Here is a 19,391-nt window from a genome sequence, read left to right as displayed (position 1 = left end):
GCCTGTTAGATAAGCTGCAAAGGGCGCGAAGGATCACTCCATTCAATATGATATTTTTCGCCAGCCGGTTTATCCGTTCGGGAGAACGTATGAGCGCCAAAGAAGTCACGCTGGCCTTGTAACAAATTGGCCGGTAACACGGCGGTGCGGTAAGAATCGTAATAGCTTAACGCAGACATCATCGCCGGACACGCTACGCCCTGCACTGCACTGAGTGCAACGGTGGCCCGCCAGTCCTGTTGGTGGGTAGCAATTTGTTCGGCAAAAAACGGATCCACCAGTAAATTAGGCAACTCAATGTCACGATCAAACGCATTGGAGATAGATTGTAAAAATACTGCGCGGATAATACAGCCTGCCCGCCAGATTTTAGCTATTTCGGCAAAGTGCAGAGTCCAGCCCTGCTCTGCCGCCGCCGCTTTCATTAACTGGAAGCCCTGGGCATAGGCACAAATCTTAGAGCAATACAGTGCGTGCTCCAGTTGTTTAATCACAGTTTCGCGCTGAGTTTCACTGACCGTTTCTACAGCCGGACCTGCCAGTACTTTTTCGGCTTCAACTCGTTCGTCTTTAAGTGCTGACAAGCTGCGGGCAAATACGGCCTGGGCGATAGTCTGTGCCGGACTACCAGTTTGTAACGCACTGACGGCGGTCCACAGCCCTGTACCTTTCATGCCGGCCTTATCCAGAATAACGTCCACCAGCGGGGCCTGGGTTTCCGGGTCTGTCTGGTCAAGCACTTCGGCACTGATTTCTATCAGATAGGAATCCAATGCGCCCTGATTCCAGCGCCGAAAGACCGCAGCAATTTCTGACGGCGACATCGCCAGCGCCACCCGCATAATTTGATAGGCTTCGCAAATCAGCTGCATATCGGCATATTCAATGCCATTGTGCACCATTTTCACGTAATGGCCGGCACCATTAGGGCCGATATACGCCGCACAGGGCTCACCGTCTTTAACTGGTTGTCCTGGCGTGGTGGTTTCGATTGGCTTGCCAGTATCCGGATCGACTTTCGCGGCAATGGCCTTTAGCATCGGTCCTACCCGCTCCCAGGCTTGTTCTGAGCCAGATGGCATCAGGGAAGGTCCGAATCGCGCTCCCACTTCACCGCCAGAGACTGCGGTGGTGAAAAACAAAAAGTTATCCGCAAAACGCTGCTCACGGGCAACAGAATCACTCCATAAGCTATTGCCGGTATCAATAATAACGTCATCGGTATTAATACCGGCTTCGATAAGTTGTTCACAGACCTGATCTACAGGCTTACCGGCGGGGATTGACAGCAAAATTACCGCAGGAGAAACCAGCGCTGAGCGCAGCGCTTTGAGGGTATGCACTGGCACAATTCGCGAAGATTCTGCGCCGTTTTCTTTTTTATCCTGAGCAACAATGGCATCGATTCGCTTGGCATCGAGATCAAAACACGCCACCTGGTATCCATGGTCTGCTAAATTCAGCGCCAGGTTCTTACCCATTACGCCTAAACCAATGACACCAATATCACATGAATTTTTCGGCTCGGAACCGCCACTATTTTGCATCAAAAAACCCTCTATACTTCGATGGGTGGGCATAATACCATCGACTTACGGAATGAAAAGCACAACTGACCGATTAACGGTAATTTGTCACGTTTCGCCGATAAAATCCGGACGCTGAACGTCATTTTAACCCGGTACTAAAGTCGTAGTATACCAAACAGTCAAGTATAAAAGGTTTCCGCTTAATTTCGAGGCTGCATCAGGGACACGCCGACTAACGAGGAAAATCTGTATACCTGAACAGCGCAAAGCTATGGGCTGCTTGCAGGAACAGATGCTGCACTCTCAGCTTAGGCTGCTTTGGAGGATGATTATACCGGGTATCCAGCACCAGCGACCAACCGCCATTAGGTGTTTTCAGTGGCGTAGTAAACTTAACGTCCCGCTGTGCAGTGTTAAAACACAGCAACCAGTGTTCAAAGTTATCGCCCATTTCCTTATGCCCGACAATTTCAACCGCAAACGCTTTATTCTCACCCGACTGCCAGTCTCCTGCCCCTTTATCTGAGCCATCAGGATTGTACCAGTTGACCTCAGCGACATTGGCGTGGAGCTGATAAGGATCGTCAGGCAGATACATTCGACTCAGCAATTGCGATTGTTGACGAACCGCTATCACTGTCTGACAAAAAGCCAGGAAGTCCTGTTTGTATTTATCCAGTTCCCAGTTAAACCAACTGATTTCGTTATCCTGACAATAAGCGTTATTGTTGCCCTGCTGAGTGCGGCTAAGTTCGTCACCACCTAAAATGTGTGGTGTCCCCTGAGACAATAACAGGGTCGCGAAAAGGTTACGTTTTTGCTGCGCGCGCATGGCCAGAATGGCGGGATCCCTGGTGTCACCTTCCACACCATAGTTGGCCGACAAATTATGCCCGTGGCCATCGCGGTTTTCTTCGCCATTGGCCTCGTTGTGGCGCTCGGCATAACTAACCAAATCCTGCAGCGTAAAACCATCATGATAAGTCACGTTATTAACCGAGGTATTAATGCTGCGATAGCCCTTGTGAAATACATCCCTGGAGCCCATCAGGCGGGTCGCAAAATCGGCGGTGGTACCTTTATCACCGCGCCAGAATGCCCGCACGGTATCGCGAAACTTGTCATTGCACTCGAACCATCGCGCACCAAAAGTACCTAACTGATAGCCACCCGGACCGATATCCCAGGGCTCGGCTACCAACACTGAATGTTTGAGGTCAGGGTCCTGATTAATGGCTCTCAGCAAACCGGAAAACACGCTGAACTGTTGCGGATCGCGGCCCAGACAGGCGGCTAAGTCAAAGCGAAAACCATCAACTCCGATTTCGTTGGTCCAGTAGCGCAACGCATCCATAATCATGGTGGTCATTAACGGATGTGCCGAATAGACGGTATTGCCACAGCCAGAATGGTTACTGTAAACCAGCCCGCCTTTGGGCGTTTGCTCCATTAAATAGGCCTGATGCGGAAACATCCCGCGAAAGCTCAGTACCGGCCCATCCTTGCCGCCTTCCGCGGTGTGGTTGTAAACCACATCAACAATCACTTCGAGCCCGGCTTCGTGATAGGCATCCACCATTTGTTTACATTCACTAAGGGGATCAGACTGACCATAGCGCGGCTCAGGGGCAAAATAATTTACCGGATTATAGCCCCAGTAATTGGTCAGCCCTTTTTCGGTAATGTATGGCTCTGGCATAAACGCCGCTATGGGCATAAATTGCACGCTGGTAATGCCTAACGACTTAAGGTGTTCAAGAACGGCGGGATGGCTCGCACCAAGATACTTGCCCCGTTGTTCGGCAGGCACTTCCGGGTGCTGTTGGGTCAGCCCCTTTACATGAGTCTCATAAAGAATACGGCGATGTTTCTCTACGATGGGTTTAGCTGGCCGCTCTGCATCAGACGACGGCGCTACCACCACACTTTTGGCCATCATAAACTGACTGTCGCCCTGATACTGCCTGGCATCCCAGTGCAGCGGACGACTTAACTGCCGCGCATAAGGGTCGATTAGCAGTTTATCGGTAGGCGCATAGTGCAGGCTTTCAGCGCCGCGGTCTACCCGGTAACCGTAAAGCTGACCGGCCTCAATACCTTTAATGCTGACATGCCAGACATCGCCAGAACGCGCTGGCATGGTAATTTCGTCCAGCGTTTCTTCGGTATCCGGATGAAACAGGCACAGAATAACGGCCCTTGCATCGGTACAGGTAACGGCAAAATTGCAGACATTGTCAGACAACATTGCGCCCAGTGGATAGGGTCGTCCCAGATCAACTTCCCGGTTGCTGAAATTCCGTGCAGTGTTCACAATCACTCCTTGTTGAAGACGATGAATAACGTAGCCAGTGGAGGAAGATTTACGTTAATCGAAAATGGCTGATGGTTCCATGGTACCGGTTCCGCCGAACAGTGCTGAGGCGATGTAAAACCACTTCCCCAATATACGCTGTCATCGGTATTAAGGGCCAGTTCATAGTCTCCTGTTTGCATCACACCAACGCGAAACTGTGGTCTGGGCACCGGTGTCATATTGCTGATCACATAAACCTGCTGAGTACCCGCCAGATTGTGGCGGACAAAAGAAAACACGCTTTGCTCGTTGTTATGCAAATCAATCCAGTCAAAACCAGCCGGGTTATGATCCTGTTCGTGTAATGCAGGCAGCGCACGGTACAGTTGATTTAATTGCCGGTACAAGGCCTGGATACCGGCATGTTTAGCAAAATCCAGTAACCGCCAGTCTACCGAGGCATCGTGATTCCATTCGCTGCTCTGGCCTAGTTCATTGCCCATAAAATTGAGCTTTTTACCCGGATGACCAAACATAAACGCCGCATAGCAACGGTGGTTAGCTGCCTGTTGCCATTCATCCCCCGGCATCTTGCCGAGTAAACTTCCCTTACCGTGAACCACTTCATCATGGGAAATCGGCAGAACAAAGTTTTCATCAAAGGCATAAACCATACTGAAGGTCATTTCTGAGTGATGATAAACCCGGTAAGCGGGGTCTTTACTGATATAGTGCAAAGAATCATGCATCCAGCCCATGTTCCATTTAAAACCAAATCCCAGGCCGCCATCGAATACCGGGCGGGAAACTTTAGGGAAACTGGTGGACTCTTCGGCAATGGTCATGGCATGAGGGAAATGCCGGTACACCTCTTCGTTCATCCAGCGCAGTAAACTGATTGCTTCTAAGTTTTCGTTGCCGCCGTAAACGTTAGGCACCCACTCGCCCTCTTCCCGGGAATAATCCAGATAAAGCATACTGGCAACGGCGTCTACCCGTAGTCCGTCAACATGGAAATGCTCCAGCCAGTAGAGTGCATTGGCGACCAGGAACTGACGTACCGTTTCCTTACCAAAATCATAGATGCAGGAATTCCAGTCTGGATGCCAGCCTCTTCTGGGATCTTCATATTCGTAAACATGCGTACCATCAAAACGGGCCAGTCCATGACCGTCTTCCGGAAAATGCGCAGGTACCCAGTCAATAATGACCCCGATATTATTCTGGTGACAGGTATCGACAAAATATTTGAAGTCATCCGGCGAACCAAAACGACTGGTCGGGGCAAACAGTCCAACAGGCTGATAGCCCCAGGACCCGTCAAACGGGAACTCGGATACAGGCAGCAGTTCGATATGGGTATAGCCCATGTCGGTAACATAGGCGACCAGCTCCTCGGCCAGTTCACGGTAACTTAAATACCGTTGTTCAGGTTTGCCGGGGCGCTTCCAGGAGCCTAAATGCACCTCATAAATACTCATGGGTACAGCGTATTTATCCTGCTTAGCGGCCTTATTAAGCCACGCTTCGTCCTGCCATTGATAACGCTGATGGTCATACACCAGTGACGCATGGGATGGATATTGTTCGGCATAAAAACCCAGCGGATCCGCTTTGTGAGGCAGCTGATGTCCCTGTGCGTCTTTTACCTGGTATTTATAACGGGCTCCTTCATCCAGTCCGGGCACTAACAGCACCCAGTAACCCAAATCGGTTTTCTGCATTGGATGTAAACGCCCGTCCCAGCCATTAAAATCGCCAATCAGCGATACCGCGGATGCGTTGGGCGCAAACACGGCAAACCTTACTGCCGGCGTTTCAAAACCATTTTTACTAACCGTAATGCGCTGTGCACCCGCCTGACGATATAAGTTTTGTGGCTGATGATCGATAAAATGCACGGCATGATAAGCTTCTGTCTGAAACTGATAAGGATCAGTTATAACGGTATCCTGACCGCCTGTAGACACCTTTAACTGGTAGGCAGACTCAGCGGACAAACCCTCTATAGTACCGCTAAATAACCCGGAATTATTCACCGAAGTCAATTGGCCAAGACTCTCTCTTGACAAGGCGTCCAGAACTTCTACCCCGGTAGCGAGGGGCTGCCAGCATTGAATAAAGGCACTGCTATCGGTAAATTTTGGACCTAAAACGGCGAACGGCTCCTGACATTGGGCGTGCTCTAACTGTCCTTCAAAATGCATTCCTGACTCCTACTTCATCTGCTGTTTACAGGTTTTCTTGTTGGCTTGCCTGGCGACGACCCGCTGTTAGGCTGGCGGCTAAAGACTGAATATCCGGATTGGTAAAAATGTCTTCCAGATTTTGTGACAACTTACGCCGCCAGTTCGGGTATTCCATAAATGTTCCCGGTATATTGACCGGCTTATCCATTTGCAGCCAGTCCTCTAACTGCAGACTCAACAACGCACTGCTGCCATAGGCCATATGAACCTGCAAGGCATGGTTTAGTTCACGGCTCATGCCGGTAATATCGACGTTTCGACCAATCTCGTCGCCGACCCGTCCATGGCCATGCAGAGAGTCAAGAATGGCCTGTTTATCGGCATGACGACTGGCATATAAGCTTTGCAAAACAGCTTCGTCGGTATATAAACCCAGCGCTTTGCCCAGCTCCAGATCCAAACAATGCCAATAGCCAATTAAGGTTGGCATGTCGTGAGTTGTCAGCGTGGACATACTCTGCACCGGATAATGTGCCGGCGAATAAAACCCGCCGTCTTCGGCTTTCTCAAAGAAAAACACCCGGTAAGAATAAACTCCGTTACTGGCCAGTACCTCACGAATTTCTTCTGGTACGGTACCCAAATCTTCACCAATCACCATAGCCTGATGACGATGACTCTCCAGGGCCAGTATGCCTAATAAATCTTCCAGTGGATAATAAACATAGCCGCCTTCTTTTGCGTTATCGCCCTGACATACCCACCACAACCGCAAAAGTCCCATGGCATGGTCGATACGCAGCGCACCGGAGGACTTCATATTGGTGGCAAATAAGTCAATAATCGGCTGATAACCCTGTAGATAGAGCATTTCAGGATCCATCGGCGGCAGCCCCCAGTTTTGCCCCAAAGGTCCCAGTACATCTGGTGGTGCGCCTACGCTGGCAGCAGTGCAATACAAATCTTTATTACCCCAAATCTCAGCGCTGCCTTCACTCACGCCCACGGCTAAGTCCCGGTATATTCCTACCGGCATACCCGCATCCAGTGCTGCCTGATTGGCCTGCTCTAACTGGGTAGCCGCCTGCCACTGCAAGAACATGTAGAACTGCACCCGTTTTTTATGCTGTTTAGCAAAAGTGGCCACGTCTTCGTTGTAATAGCCCTGCCAGTTGTCCGGAAACACTGGCCAGCCCCAGGCATCTTTGCCTTCGGCTTTGAGGTACTCCTGCATGGCGTCGTAGGTCGCCAGCATCTCAAGGCTTTCTCCACCCTCTTTTATAAACGCTTTAAATGCACGATTTTGCTTGCTGTTTTTGGTCAGGTAAGCAGCATGGTAAACATCGAACAGAGCGTTTAATGCCGTTAACTTAAGTTCGGTTACCAGCGTATAGTCGACATATTCTGTGGCTCTGGCTTGTGCCAGCTGCTGCTGAAAATCGGCTGCCATGACAACCGATTGCACGGCGTCATTATCGAAACATGGCAGTGCCGACACATCGATGTACAAAAAGTTTAGCCAGCGTCTTGATGAAGGACCGTATGGGCTGCAGGCTTCCGGATTAGAGGGATACAATGCATGAATTGGATTCAGGCCAATGAAACCAGCCCCCTGCTGCGCAGCCGACGTTACCAGCTGTGCTAAATCTGAAAAATCACCAATCCCCCAGTTATTCTCGCTGCGCAGACAATACAGCTGAACGCTGAGTCCCCATAGCTTGTTCCCCTGGGCGATAGTTGGAGGCTGATAACAAGCCTCAGGCGCCACGATATAGCGCATTACCGCCAGTGGCTTGTCGTCCTCAAGTAATTTAATTTGATGGTAACCGCAGGACAAATCTTGAGGTAGCTCAATACAATACTCATGAAACTCTATATCATCGACAACTCCGACATTGAGCAATTCTTGTTCAACTGGTATAACATTGATTATGTGGTTTTGGCCTGTTTCCAGTTCCAGGCTGATACAAAATGTGTCGGTGACCCTAGACAAAGGCAAGCGTAAACGAATCTGCTTGGTGTCGACGGTACGCTGAACACTCACCGGGTCAAACGGCTGAGACCATATATTTGCGATTTCCTCGTCGAGCTGTTCAGCGATGACGGAATCGTTACTAATGTCATAACCGAGAGCCTGAAGAAGTTTCGCTTTTGTGGTTTCGGAAATTGTCGCTGGGTTGCCCCATGCATCAACATATTGGGTCTCCACTCCCCGCATTTCGACAAGCTTTTGCAAAACCTGATTAGTCATGAGTTGTTCCTGTAAGTAAGGCTTACCGGGATAGTAAACCGAGTGGCTTAAGCCATTAAACAATACTCTACATTATTGTTGAAGACCTGCAGACGTAAAAATGAATACGTTTGCAGAGATATTTTGTAATTTTGCAACATAATAGGCATTAATCTTTGCCTTAAAGGCTGTTTTGATCCATACTTTACGTAATTATTTTTCATATTATTAACTAACGATACAGAGGCATGTTATGACAATTCGCGTCGGGATCAATGGGTTTGGCCGCATCGGACGGCTGGTACTGCGCGCTGCGGCAAGCAGAGAAGACATTGAAATAGTTGCTATTAATGATTTATTAGACCCTGATTACATTGCATACCTATTAAAATATGACTCCACCCACGGCATTTTCGATGGTGAAGTAACCGTTGATAACGGTCACCTGATCGTAAATGGTCAAAAAATTCGCGTTACCTCAGAGCGTGACCCTGCCAACCTGGCGTGGTCTGAAGTGAACGCTGACGTGGTTGTAGAGTCAACAGGCTTATTCCTTACTCAGGAAACCGCCAGCAAGCACATCGAAGCTGGTGCTAAAAAAGTAGTTATGTCTGCGCCGTCAAAAGACGCGACGCCGATGTTTGTAATGGGTGTTAACCACGAAACTTACGCCGGTGAAAACATCGTTTCTAATGCGTCTTGTACCACCAACTGTCTGGCGCCGGTTGCCAAAGTACTTAATGATAACTTCGGTATTGTTGACGGTCTGATGACCACCGTTCACGCGACTACTGCAACGCAGAAAACCGTTGATGGTCCGTCTCATAAAGACTGGCGTGGCGGTCGTGGTGCGGGTCAGAACATCATTCCTTCATCTACCGGTGCTGCTAAAGCCGTAGGTAAGGTAATTCCGGCATTAAATGGTAAATTAACCGGTATGGCGTTCCGCGTTCCCACGCCAAACGTGTCGGTAGTAGATTTAACCGTTAACCTGGCTAAACCGGCTTCTTACGCTGCTATTTGTGAAGCGATGAAAGCCGCTTCTGAAGGCGAGTTAAAAGGCGTACTGGGTTACACCGAAGATGCGGTAGTTTCTACCGATTTCCTGGGTGACGCCCGCACCAGTATCTTTGATGCTACTGCCGGTATCGCCCTGACTGATTCCTTTGTGAAAGTGGTTTCCTGGTACGACAACGAATGGGGCTACTCTAACAAGGTATTAGACCTGGTTGCACATATCAGCAAGTAATATACTGCTGAACGTGTGAAAAAGGGTGCGATTTTTATCGCACCTTTTTTGTTTATCAGGCAAGATAACGATAATGGAAAGCGCATCTCGCTCAGGCAGGTCACCACAAAAGACCAAGGGATTGTAACTATGAACGATCACACTTATCACGTCGAAGAAAAAGATGGCAACCGCTTTGTCACCATCACAAATTCTTCCGCTACCTGTCGGCTTAGCCTGTTTGGTGGCCACATTTTATCTTACATCCCGGCGCGGGATAATCGTGACCGGTTATGGCTCAGTCCTTTAGCCGTGTTAAACGGTGATCGCCCTATTCGCGGCGGTATACCTCTATGTTGGCCCTGGTTCAGTGATGACCACGGTAAAGCGAAAGGTGAACTCCCCTCTCACGGTTTTTTACGCACACAGATGTGGAGTATTGAGCAGTACGAATGTGACGGTGCACTCTCAGAAATGGTACTGGTGCCCAAAACCACTAAAGGACCGGGCTTTGATTTCAACTGCAAGGTTAAGTTAGTGGTTAAAGTAGGCAACACGCTAAGCGTCTCTCTGGTTACCGAAAACCTCGAAGATGAAAAGGCATTTAAGATAAACTGTGCGTTGCATACCTATTTTGAAGTCAGTAATATTCATCACGTAAAACTTTGCGGTATGAGCGGTAATTACAAAGACAAGCTGGATAACTGGGCAGTTAAACCCACACCGGTACCTTACGAGTTCAGCAGCGAAACTGACCGGATCCATCTTGAAGCACCGTCATCCCTGACCATTGAAGAAAACCAACAAGCCATTACCAGCATTGGTTCACAAGGTCACGATAGCATTGTGGTTTGGAATCCATGGCAAGCTGCCGCCTCTATGAGTGATATGGATGCATTTGGCTTTAAACAAATGTTGTGCGTGGAAACCGCACTCACTAAAGGACTCATGCTGCAACCACGGCAAAGCCACTCACTGACGCAAATTATTGAGTAATCAGAAAGACTGTAGCGCCACGGCAACTAAACAAACAAAAAAGGTACGCCTGAGTCCAACCCGACTCAATGCGTACCTTTTGGCTGATGCTGATGTAGCTAAACTTATTGTTTAGCGTTTGCCACAGCCTCTTTAGCTAATTCAGTGATACGAGTCCAGTCGCCCGCCTTAATAGCATCATCTGGTGCTAACCACGATCCACCTACACAACGCACGTTAGACAATGCCAGGTAATCATTGTAATTGTCCGGGCCAATACCACCGGTTGGACAAAATACGGTTTCAGGGAAAGGACCACTGATGGACTTGATAGCTTTAACCCCACCTGAAGCTTCCGCAGGGAAGAATTTCAGGTAAGTGTAACCGGCATCCTTGGCCTTCATCAGGTCTGATGTAGAAGAAATACCCGGGATCAGTGGGATTTCAAAATCACGACCCGCTTTAAGCAGCTCGTCGGTCATCCCCGGACTGATAGCGAACTTGGCGCCAGCCTCTACCACTTGTTTGAGCTGTTGTGCATTCGTCACGGTACCCGCACCAATTAATGCATCCGGTACTTCATCCGCAATACGTTTAATTACCTGCAATGCCGCTGGTGTCCGTAAGGTTACTTCCAGCACTCTGATGCCGCCAGCCATCAGCGCATGTGCCAATGGCACTGCGCTTTCTACATCATCAATCACCAACACTGGCACAACCGGCCCTGCAGCAAAGATGTCCGCTGGCGAACTTTTCCAATTAGTCATATAAATCAACTCGCAATCTGTTGTTGTAAATACGCTGATGCGCCTAACAAGCCGTGATCAGGCTCGTTAATCAGGTATGTCGGAATGTCTTTAACGTAATGCTTCATGCGTCCTTTTGCTTCAAATCGGGCTCTGAAATCACTGTTAACCAGAAAATCCGTGAAGCGGGTAGCAATACCGCCACCAATATAAACACCACCTGTAGTCGCCAGATTTAACGCCAGGTTACCGGCGAAACTGCCCATAATGCGGCAAAACTGTGTGAGTGATGAAAGACAAATGACACATTCGTCTTTTAACGCCATCTCCGTCACTTTGGCCGGGTCGGAAACAGACGGAGAAATACCGTGATGAAGCGCTAGCGCGCGATAAATATTCAACAGGCCACGACCTGACAGCACATCTTCAGCCGATACGCGGTCCAGCTGTGTTTGTAAATAACGCCATACCACAATGTCGGTTTCATCAACCGGCGCGAAGTCTACATGGCCGCCTTCACCATCCAGGGTTTGCCAGCCCTCGGCAGTAAATTTCATGTGTTCTACGCCAAGGCCCGTACCGGCACCAAATACCGCGACGTTACCCTTATCAACACTGTGACCATTGCCAATCTGAATGAGCTGATCTTCACCCAATACCGGTAAAGAATGGGCAACCGCGGTAAAATCGTTAATGACAAACAGTTCTTTAAGGTGCAACTGTTGTTTCAGGGCGCGCTGCGAAAATGACCAGCTATGGTTGGTCATTGCAACTTCATCATCGGTCACCGGACAGGCTATCGCAATACAGCCAGCTTCGAATGCCCTGCCGGTATCAGCAAAGTAGCGATGAATAGCAATATCAATACTGGCAAAGTCATTACACAAATATTTTTTGATGTCAGCCAGACCATCTTCAGTGATGGTCGCGATACGAATATTCGTACCGCCTACATCTGCGACAAAGCGGGCACTCATACATTTTGCTCCTGAGTATGGAACAAGGTACAGGCTCCTTCTTCAGCGCCCGTGATCACGCTACGCATACCAGCAAATAATTCCCGGCCCATGCCTTGATGCACCATGGTCAGGTCAGCTACTACTGGCGTACGCTGAGCCAGTGTATCTTCATCTACATGCAGAGTTAGTGCACCGGTTTTAGTATCCAGTTCGATAATATCGCCGGTTTGTACCTTCGACAGTAAGCCGCCCAGGTAAGCTTCCGGGGTAACATGAATGGCAGCGGGTACTTTGCCTGACGCACCTGACATCCGGCCATCAGTAACCAGTGCTACATTGTAGCCACGGTCCTGCAACACGCCCAGTGGCGGCGTTAAACGGTGCAGCTCTGGCATACCAATGGCAGCAGGCCCCTGGAATCGAACAACAACGATACAGTCTTTGTCCAAATCGCCGGCTTTGAATGCCGCATCAAGTTCGTACTGATCTTCAAACACTACCGCTGGTGCTTTTAACTGACAGTGTGGATTGCGCAGTGCTGAGGTTTTAATAACGGCGCGTCCCAGATTTCCGGATAACACACTCAGGCCACCGTCGGGCTTAAAGGGTTGCGCAACGGAGGCAAACACCTCCGCGTCGTGGGATTTTTCAGGACCATCACGCCAGATCACCTCACCGTCTTGTAGCGCCGGTTCTTTGGTGTACTGTTCAAGACCATCGCCACAAATGGTTTTAACATCGTTATGGATTAAGCCAGCGTCGAGCAGCTGTTTAAACAGCAGTGACATACCACCTGCCGCCACGAAATGGTTGATATCGGCTGAGCCATTCGGATAAATACGGGTCAACAGTGGAACCGCATTAGAAAGCTCAGAGAAGTCATCCCAGTTGACGATAATGCCAGCAGCCCGCGCCACGGCAATTAAGTGCATGGTGTGGTTAGTTGAACCACCAGTAGCCAGCAGCGCTACAATGCCGTTTACAATGGCTTTTTCATCAACGATGTGACCGATTGGGGCATAATTGTCGCCCAGCGCAGTCAGGCGGGTAACCTGACGAGCCGCAGCCCGGGTGAGCGCATCACGCAGCTCCGTACCAGGATTTACAAAGGAAGAACCCGGCAGATGCAGGCCCATCATTTCTACCACTAACTGGTTACTGTTAGCGGTGCCGTAAAAGGTACAGGTACCGGCAGAATGGTAAGACTGGGATTCGGCTTCGAGCAGTTTATCACGGCCCACTTTACCTTCAGCAAAAGCCTGACGAACACGGGCTTTTTCTTTGTTTGGTAAACCACTTGGCATGGGCCCGGCTGGCACAAATACCGTTGGCAGGTGACCAAAGCTCAATGAGCCAATAAGCAATCCAGGGACAATCTTGTCGCAGATACCCAACATCATGGCACCGTCAAACATATTGTGTGACAGCGCCACTGCCGCTGACTGTGCAATCACATCACGGCTCATCAGACTTAATTCCATACCCGGGTTACCCTGGGTTACACCATCACACATGGCCGGTACGCCACCGGCGAACTGCGCAACACTGCCGACTTCTTTTACCGCATCCTTAATAATTTGCGGATAAGTTTCGTAAGGCTGATGGGCAGACAACATATCGTTGTAAGACGACACAATCGCGATGTTGGCTTTGGTCATGCTGCGTAAATCAGACTTGTCACTGCTGCTACAGGCAGCAAATCCGTGTGCTAAGTTACCACAAGATAATACTCCACGGTGAGGCCCCTGCCCCCGTGCACGTTCAATCTTAGCCAGATAGGCTGCGCGACTGACTTTACTGCGCTCAATGATGCGCTGGGTAACTTCGTTTACCTGTGTATTCATTACTGACTCCTACGGTGCCCATTTCAGGGTCACTTGTGCTGCATTAATTACAGCAACAATTGGCTTTTCAGTGGCCGTGGCATTGGCAACGGCGTCTTCAAGTACCTGACGCTTTTTATCGCCGGTCAGGTGTAAATAGATATTCCGGCTGGCCACAATGGCGGGTAATGTCAAAGACATACGCTGATGTGGTGCCGTAGTCGGCTGGGTTGCAATGCATACCCGGCCGCTGTCCATTTGCAAACCTGCAGCGAGTTGTTCACTGCAAGGAAATAACGAAGCCGTATGGCCGTCTTCACCCATGCCGAGAATCAGCACGTCAAACGGTTGCGACATGGCTGCCAGTCTGGCTTCGCAAGCGATAACAGCATCCGCGGCATCGGCTTCGGCTGATTTCATTTCGATAAAGCGTGCAGCGGCTGCGTTATTTACCAGCAAATTGTCTTTCACCAGGCGGGTATTACTGGCATCACTGCTTTCGTCTACCCAGCGCTCGTCTACCAGCGACACATCGACCTTTGACCAGTCGATATCGGCATGGCTAAGCGCTTTAAACAGCGGTAACGGCGTTCTCCCGCCGCTGACCATCAGACTGGCGCGACCGCGTTCAGCGATGCCAGTGGCCAGCTTGCCAGCGATTTCCGCGGCAAACTCAGTATTTAGCGCCTCAGCACTTTCGTAAATGGACTGTGTTAATGGCATAGTTACTTTTTCTTGGTAATTTTGCTTTCGTACCAGCTACGATCTTCACGCGCCAGTAATCCAATCGAGGCCACCGGGCCCCAGGTACCCGCCTGATAAGGCTCTGGTGGTTCGTTGCTGTTACGCCATGCAGCCAGAATCGAATCCACCCAGGTCCAGGCTTGTTCAATCTCGTCTCGGCGCACGAATAGCGCCTGGTTGCCGAGCATCACTTCAAGCAGCAGTTTTTCATAGGCATCCGGGATGCGGTCATCAGAAAACTCTTCAGAGAAGCTTAAGTTCAGTTTAGACTTTTGCAGGTCCATTGAACCTGAACCAGTCAAACCCGGAACTTTGTTCATTACGGTAATTTCAACACCTTCATCCGGCTGTAAGCGGATCACCAGCTTATTGGGCGGCAATGAGCTAAAGCTTTCAGTAAACAGGTTATGCGGCTGACGTTTAAAGTAGATCACAACCTCAGACACCTTGGTTGGCAGTCGTTTACCCGTACGCAGATAAAACGGCACACCAGCCCAACGCCAGTTGTCAATTTCAGCTTTAATTGCAACGAAGGTTTCTGTTTTACTTACCGTGTTGGCATCGTCTTCTTCCAGGTAACCCGGTACTTCGCGGCCTTTTACAAAGCCGGCGGTGTACTGTCCACGAACAGTAACGTCGTTAACGTTGCTGGCATTAATCGGGCGCAGTGCTTTTAATACTTTCAGCTTTTCATCACGAATGCTGTCTGCGTTAAGATTGGCAGGCGGCTCCATGGCAACCAGAGAAAGAATTTGCAACAGGTGGTTTTGCACCATGTCACGCATTTGCCCGGCGTCATCAAAATAACCCCAGCGTCCTTCAATCCCAACTGACTCTGCTACTGAAATCTGTACATGGTCAATGCAATTATGATCCCAGTTGGTCGTGAAGATAGAGTTAGCAAAACGCAGAGCAATCAGGTTTAGAACCGTTTCTTTACCCAGATAATGGTCGATACGATAAATTTGCGATTCGTCGAAATACTCAGCAACCTGCTCGTTGATCACTTTAGAAGACTTAAGATCGTGGCCGATAGGTTTTTCCAGTACCAGACGAACACTGGCATCGATAATGTTACAACCGTGCAGGCCACGGCAGATGTCACCGTAAATCGCTGGTGGCGTGGCCAGGTAACACACCATGGTCCGCTCAGGATCAACGTGGTTTTCCAGGGCCGCATAGCTGGCCGTATCTTTCATATCGATTTGCGCATAGGCAAGACGATTTTTCATCTTGCCCCAGGTTTCATCGCACAGCGCTTCACCACCGAACTCGGTCAGTGCGGCTTTAACTTCTTCTACATACTCTTCATTAGTATGTGACTGACGGGCTACGCCGACAATCGTTGTGTCCGGATGCAACAGACCTGCTTTTTCCAACTGGTATAAAGAAGGAAGCAGTTTGCGTCGAGAAAGATCACCTTTGGTGCCAAACAACACAAAATCGCAGGCTTCAAAAGAACTATCCATCACCATGAATTTGGCCTTATGTCTATTTATACAATCAGCAGCTGCTAATCAGCATGCCATCGTGGTAATTTGTTGCCATATAGTTAACAACAAATGTAGTAAAATTACAACTTTTGTTTCGCATTAAAATCAGGCTTACTACTTTGGTACGAAACGGTTGCCGAATACTATCTTAATCGTGTAAGAGTCGCACCGCTAAACTGCAATTTTTCTGCCTGGCTACAAACCCAAAGCGGCTCGTTTTTCATTAAGTTATAGCCACTGGTTTCAGCCTTCACTTATTTGCTATACGTTGAGCAGGCTAACCCTGATGTTTATAAAAACAAGAGCGACACATCACTTTGTTTTTTTGATCACTAAATCTCAATCAATGTTTCTTTACGTCAGTTAAACCTGTAGTGGTCACGAGAATACAGGCAGTTTTTCACTCTGACGCTTAATTTCGAGATGAAATACTATGAATCATGTTAATAAATTACATTTTTCTTGTACGATCTTTCATATTAAGTAGTATAGCGATTGGGAGAACACACTATTCACACACAGTGTTATTGAAAATAATATGAATATTTTAGAAAAAATCACACAGCACAAATCTGCGTTCAGTAAATCAGAGCGTAAGGTAGCAGAAGTGATACTGGCAAACCCTCAATCAGCGATCCATTCCAGTATAGCAACTTTAGCTAAAATGTCAGATGTCAGCGAGCCAACGGTTAACCGCTTCTGTCGCCGACTGGATACCAAGGGATTCCCGGATTTCAAACTGCATTTAGCCCAGAGCCTGGCCAATGGCACCCCTTACGTTAACCGTCACGTTGATGAAAACGACGGCCCTGATGAATACACTAACAAAATATTTGAATCGACCATGGCGTCACTGGAAGTCGCCAGACAGTCTGTTTGTGTGAATACCGTTAACCGCGTGGTGGATTTGCTTACCCAGGCGCAACGTATCTCCTTTTTTGGCCTGGGTGCGTCTGCATCAGTGGCCCACGACGCGCTGAACAAATTTTTCCGCTTTAATGTGCCAGTGGTATATTTTGAAGACATCCTGATGCAACGCATGAGCTGCATGAACTGTAATTCCGGGGATGTGGTCATGTTGTTTTCACACACCGGGCGCACCAAAAGTCTGGTGGAGATTGCTCAGATCGCCAAAGCCAATGACGCAACCGTAGTCGGCATTACCTCCGCCGACAGTCCGCTGGCTAACGAATGTACCTATGTATTATCGTTAGAAGTCCCGGAAGATACCGACATGTATATGCCCATGGCGTCGCGTATAGCGCAGTTAACACTGATTGACGTACTGGCCACCGGCTTTACCTTGCGTCGGGGCAATAAATTCCGCGAAAACCTGAAGCGGGTAAAAGACACCCTGCGTGGCTCGCGCTTTGAGAAACGCGGTAGCGAAAAATAACCCCTTCTCCCCCCGGACACACCACAGAGCGCTACCTGACCTTTTGTCCAGAGTAGCGACTCTGCAAAATCTCAATTACCCGACTAAAAATCCATGCCCGCTAGCGTATTCGGGGTAAAATGGATTAAAATTTTTACACTTGACACCTTTTTCATAAAGAATCTGTCATCAGCCATTCACAATTTGGTCAGATTCGTCTAGTATTTTGTAATTAAATTACGAAATAGATTTTCAGCTATACTTAACTCTCAGTTGTTTTACCTAAACTACTAACAAGCGAAAACAGACATGACTCGAAGAACGAAAATTCTGGCTACCTTAGGGCCTGCGACAGACACACAAGAAAGAATTGAAGCAATAATTGCCGCAGGCGCCAACGTGGTGCGTATGAACTTTTCACACGGTCAGGCAGAAGATCATATCGAACGCGCTAAGCGTGTTCGCGCTGCCGCCGCCAAACTTGGCAAATATGTGGCGATTTTAGGCGACTTGCAAGGGCCTAAAATCCGCGTATCCCGCTTTGCCAACGACAAGGTATTTTTAAAAGAAGGCGACCCGTTTACGCTGGATGCCGAACTTGACCGTGATGCCGGTAATGAACAACAAGTGGGAATCGATTACAAAGCACTGCCTGACGATGTAAGTGCTGGCGATATTCTGCTGTTAGATGACGGCCGTATTCAACTTGAAGTTACCGGTGTTGAAGGACGCAAGGTACTGACTAGAGTTACCGTTGGCGGCAAGCTTTCCAATAACAAAGGCATTAACCGTCTTGGCGGTGGCCTGTCAGCCGAAGCGCTGACTGACAAAGACAAGCGCGACATCATCACCGCTGCCGAAATTGGCGTTGATTATCTGGCAGTCTCCTTCCCTCGTAGCGGCGCTGATCTGAATTATGCCCGCGAACTGGCAGAAGCTGCTGGCTGTAAAGCTAAAATCTGCGCCAAGGTAGAGCGTGCTGAAGCCGTTGCTACCGATGCGGCTATCGACGATATCATCAGCGCGTCGGATGCCGTTATGGTTGCCCGTGGTGACCTTGGTGTAGAAATTGGTGATGCCGAGCTGGTAGGTGTGCAGAAAAAGCTGATTGCCCGCTCGCGTCAGCTAAATAAAGTGGTTATCACGGCAACACAGATGATGGAGTCGATGATTGAAAGCCCGATGCCAACGCGGGCCGAAGTGATGGACGTGGCTAACGCCGTACTGGACGGTACCGATGCCGTAATGCTGTCGGCCGAAACCGCTGCCGGTAGTTACCCGGTGGAAACGGTAAAAGCCATGGCGCGGGTATGTGAAGGTGCCGAAACCCACCCCAGCGTAAAAATATCCAAACACCGCATGGATGAAATGTTCGGTTCTGTGAGCGAAACCATTGCCCTGTCTGCCGTTTACGCGGCTAACCACTTACCGGGCGTAAAAGCCATCGTAGGTTTAACTGAAAGTGGCAGTACTCCGCGCCTGATGTCCCGTATCACTACCACTTTGCCGATTGTGGCACTGTCCCGTCACGAAGAAACCTTAAATGCCATGGCTTTGTATCGTGGTGTTAAGCCTTACTTCTTTGATTCGCGTAACAGTGCACCAGGCGAACTGCGTAAAGACGTGGTTGCTCTGCTAAAAGAGAAGGATCTGGTAAAAGACGGTGATATCGTTATTCTTACTCACGGTGACCGCATGGAAACTATCGGGGCAACCGATGCCATCAAGATTATCGTAGTAGAATAAGCAAGGTTTTTGTTCTGCCAGAAACGCAAAAACCGGTGCAACAGTACCGGTTTTTTTA

13 protein-coding genes are annotated in these 19,391 nt (G+C 49.1%); 4 read left to right on the top strand and 9 right to left on the bottom strand.

What is annotated here, in order from left to right; translation table 11 throughout:
• Positions 1–5: 5 nt before the first annotated feature.
• The 4 genes from gndA to malQ form a co-directional block, all read right to left on the bottom strand.
• Positions 6–1,547: an NADP-dependent phosphogluconate dehydrogenase gene (gene gndA / locus BFC17_RS08040; protein WP_070175926.1), complete on the bottom strand. Its 1,542-nt coding sequence runs from the start codon at positions 1,545–1,547 to the stop codon at positions 6–8.
• A gap of 214 nt (positions 1,548–1,761) precedes the next feature.
• Positions 1,762–3,843, bottom strand: a complete 2,082-nt coding sequence (glgX, locus tag BFC17_RS08035) for a glycogen debranching protein GlgX (RefSeq protein WP_083271637.1) — start codon at positions 3,841–3,843, stop codon at positions 1,762–1,764.
• 2 nt (positions 3,844–3,845) lie between these two features.
• Positions 3,846–6,032, bottom strand: coding sequence for a 1,4-alpha-glucan branching protein GlgB (gene glgB / locus BFC17_RS08030; protein WP_070175925.1), 2,187 nt, complete (start codon positions 6,030–6,032; stop codon positions 3,846–3,848).
• 25 nt (positions 6,033–6,057) lie between these two features.
• Positions 6,058–8,265 carry a 4-alpha-glucanotransferase gene (gene malQ / locus BFC17_RS08025; protein WP_070175924.1) on the bottom strand — a complete coding sequence of 736 codons (2,208 nt, stop codon included), beginning with the start codon at positions 8,263–8,265 and terminating at the stop codon, positions 6,058–6,060.
• 232 nt (positions 8,266–8,497) lie between these two features.
• Between malQ and gap the strand changes: the two genes are divergently transcribed.
• Both gap and BFC17_RS08015 read left to right on the top strand, forming a co-directional pair.
• Positions 8,498–9,493 (top strand): type I glyceraldehyde-3-phosphate dehydrogenase, encoded by a 996-nt coding sequence (gene gap / locus BFC17_RS08020; RefSeq protein WP_070175923.1) that lies wholly within the window; start codon positions 8,498–8,500, stop codon positions 9,491–9,493.
• A gap of 129 nt (positions 9,494–9,622) precedes the next feature.
• Complete coding sequence (locus BFC17_RS08015; RefSeq protein WP_070176277.1) at positions 9,623–10,468, top strand: D-hexose-6-phosphate mutarotase; 846 nt, start codon at positions 9,623–9,625, stop codon at positions 10,466–10,468.
• A 104-nt stretch (positions 10,469–10,572) separates the two neighbouring features.
• On the opposite strand, the gene BFC17_RS08010 is transcribed toward BFC17_RS08015, so the two are convergent.
• Genes BFC17_RS08010 through zwf form a run of 5 tightly spaced genes read right to left on the bottom strand, consistent with a single transcriptional unit; the run spans position 10,573 to position 16,194 of the window.
• On the bottom strand, positions 10,573–11,214 hold the full coding sequence (locus BFC17_RS08010) for a bifunctional 4-hydroxy-2-oxoglutarate aldolase/2-dehydro-3-deoxy-phosphogluconate aldolase (protein WP_070175922.1): 642 nt from the start codon (positions 11,212–11,214) through the stop codon (positions 10,573–10,575).
• Positions 11,215–11,219: 5 nt separating this feature from the next.
• Positions 11,220–12,170 (bottom strand): glucokinase, encoded by a 951-nt coding sequence (locus BFC17_RS08005; RefSeq protein ID WP_070175921.1) that lies wholly within the window; start codon positions 12,168–12,170, stop codon positions 11,220–11,222.
• Entirely contained in the window at positions 12,167–13,996 is a 1,830-nt protein-coding gene (gene edd, locus BFC17_RS08000; protein ID WP_070175920.1) for a phosphogluconate dehydratase, read from the bottom strand. Before edd ends, BFC17_RS08005 begins: the two co-directional genes overlap by 4 nt.
• Before the next feature lie 9 nt (positions 13,997–14,005).
• On the bottom strand, positions 14,006–14,698 hold the full coding sequence (pgl, locus tag BFC17_RS07995; RefSeq protein ID WP_070175919.1) for a 6-phosphogluconolactonase: 693 nt from the start codon (positions 14,696–14,698) through the stop codon (positions 14,006–14,008).
• Between the two features lie 2 nt (positions 14,699–14,700).
• Positions 14,701–16,194 (bottom strand): glucose-6-phosphate dehydrogenase, encoded by a 1,494-nt coding sequence (gene zwf, locus BFC17_RS07990; RefSeq protein WP_070175918.1) that lies wholly within the window; start codon positions 16,192–16,194, stop codon positions 14,701–14,703.
• Between the two features lie 556 nt (positions 16,195–16,750).
• Between zwf and BFC17_RS07985 the strand changes: the two genes are divergently transcribed.
• On the top strand, positions 16,751–17,608 hold the full coding sequence (locus tag BFC17_RS07985) for a MurR/RpiR family transcriptional regulator (protein ID WP_070175917.1): 858 nt from the start codon (positions 16,751–16,753) through the stop codon (positions 17,606–17,608).
• Positions 17,609–17,896: 288 nt separating this feature from the next.
• Positions 17,897–19,333 (top strand): pyruvate kinase, encoded by a 1,437-nt coding sequence (gene pyk, locus BFC17_RS07980; RefSeq protein ID WP_070175916.1) that lies wholly within the window; start codon positions 17,897–17,899, stop codon positions 19,331–19,333.
• The last annotated feature ends 58 nt before the right edge of the window (positions 19,334–19,391 follow it).

The organism is Marisediminitalea lipolytica (genome assembly GCF_001758465.1).
Lineage (GTDB): Bacteria > Pseudomonadota > Gammaproteobacteria > Enterobacterales > Alteromonadaceae > Alteromonas > Alteromonas lipolytica.
The sequence above is the reverse complement of the archived record's forward strand: the minus strand, read 5'-3'. Positions and strand labels throughout refer to the sequence as shown.

What these genes read in the sequence shown, in the direction of transcription:
- edd (WP_070175920.1), bottom strand. Translation starts at nt 13,996, where the DNA reads ATGAATACACAGGTAAACGAAGTTACCCAGCGCATCATTGAGCGCAGT.
- BFC17_RS08015 (WP_070176277.1), top strand. Translation starts at nt 9,623, where the DNA reads ATGAACGATCACACTTATCACGTCGAAGAAAAAGATGGCAACCGCTTT.
- BFC17_RS08005 (WP_070175921.1), bottom strand. Translation starts at nt 12,170, where the DNA reads ATGAGTGCCCGCTTTGTCGCAGATGTAGGCGGTACGAATATTCGTATC.
- BFC17_RS08010 (WP_070175922.1), bottom strand. Translation starts at nt 11,214, where the DNA reads ATGACTAATTGGAAAAGTTCGCCAGCGGACATCTTTGCTGCAGGGCCG.
- glgB (WP_070175925.1), bottom strand. Translation starts at nt 6,032, where the DNA reads ATGCATTTTGAAGGACAGTTAGAGCACGCCCAATGTCAGGAGCCGTTC.
- gndA (WP_070175926.1), bottom strand. Translation starts at nt 1,547, where the DNA reads ATGCAAAATAGTGGCGGTTCCGAGCCGAAAAATTCATGTGATATTGGT.
- pyk (WP_070175916.1), top strand. Translation starts at nt 17,897, where the DNA reads ATGACTCGAAGAACGAAAATTCTGGCTACCTTAGGGCCTGCGACAGAC.
- malQ (WP_070175924.1), bottom strand. Translation starts at nt 8,265, where the DNA reads ATGACTAATCAGGTTTTGCAAAAGCTTGTCGAAATGCGGGGAGTGGAG.
- zwf (WP_070175918.1), bottom strand. Translation starts at nt 16,194, where the DNA reads ATGGTGATGGATAGTTCTTTTGAAGCCTGCGATTTTGTGTTGTTTGGC.
- gap (WP_070175923.1), top strand. Translation starts at nt 8,498, where the DNA reads ATGACAATTCGCGTCGGGATCAATGGGTTTGGCCGCATCGGACGGCTG.
- pgl (WP_070175919.1), bottom strand. Translation starts at nt 14,698, where the DNA reads ATGCCATTAACACAGTCCATTTACGAAAGTGCTGAGGCGCTAAATACT.
- BFC17_RS07985 (WP_070175917.1), top strand. Translation starts at nt 16,751, where the DNA reads ATGAATATTTTAGAAAAAATCACACAGCACAAATCTGCGTTCAGTAAA.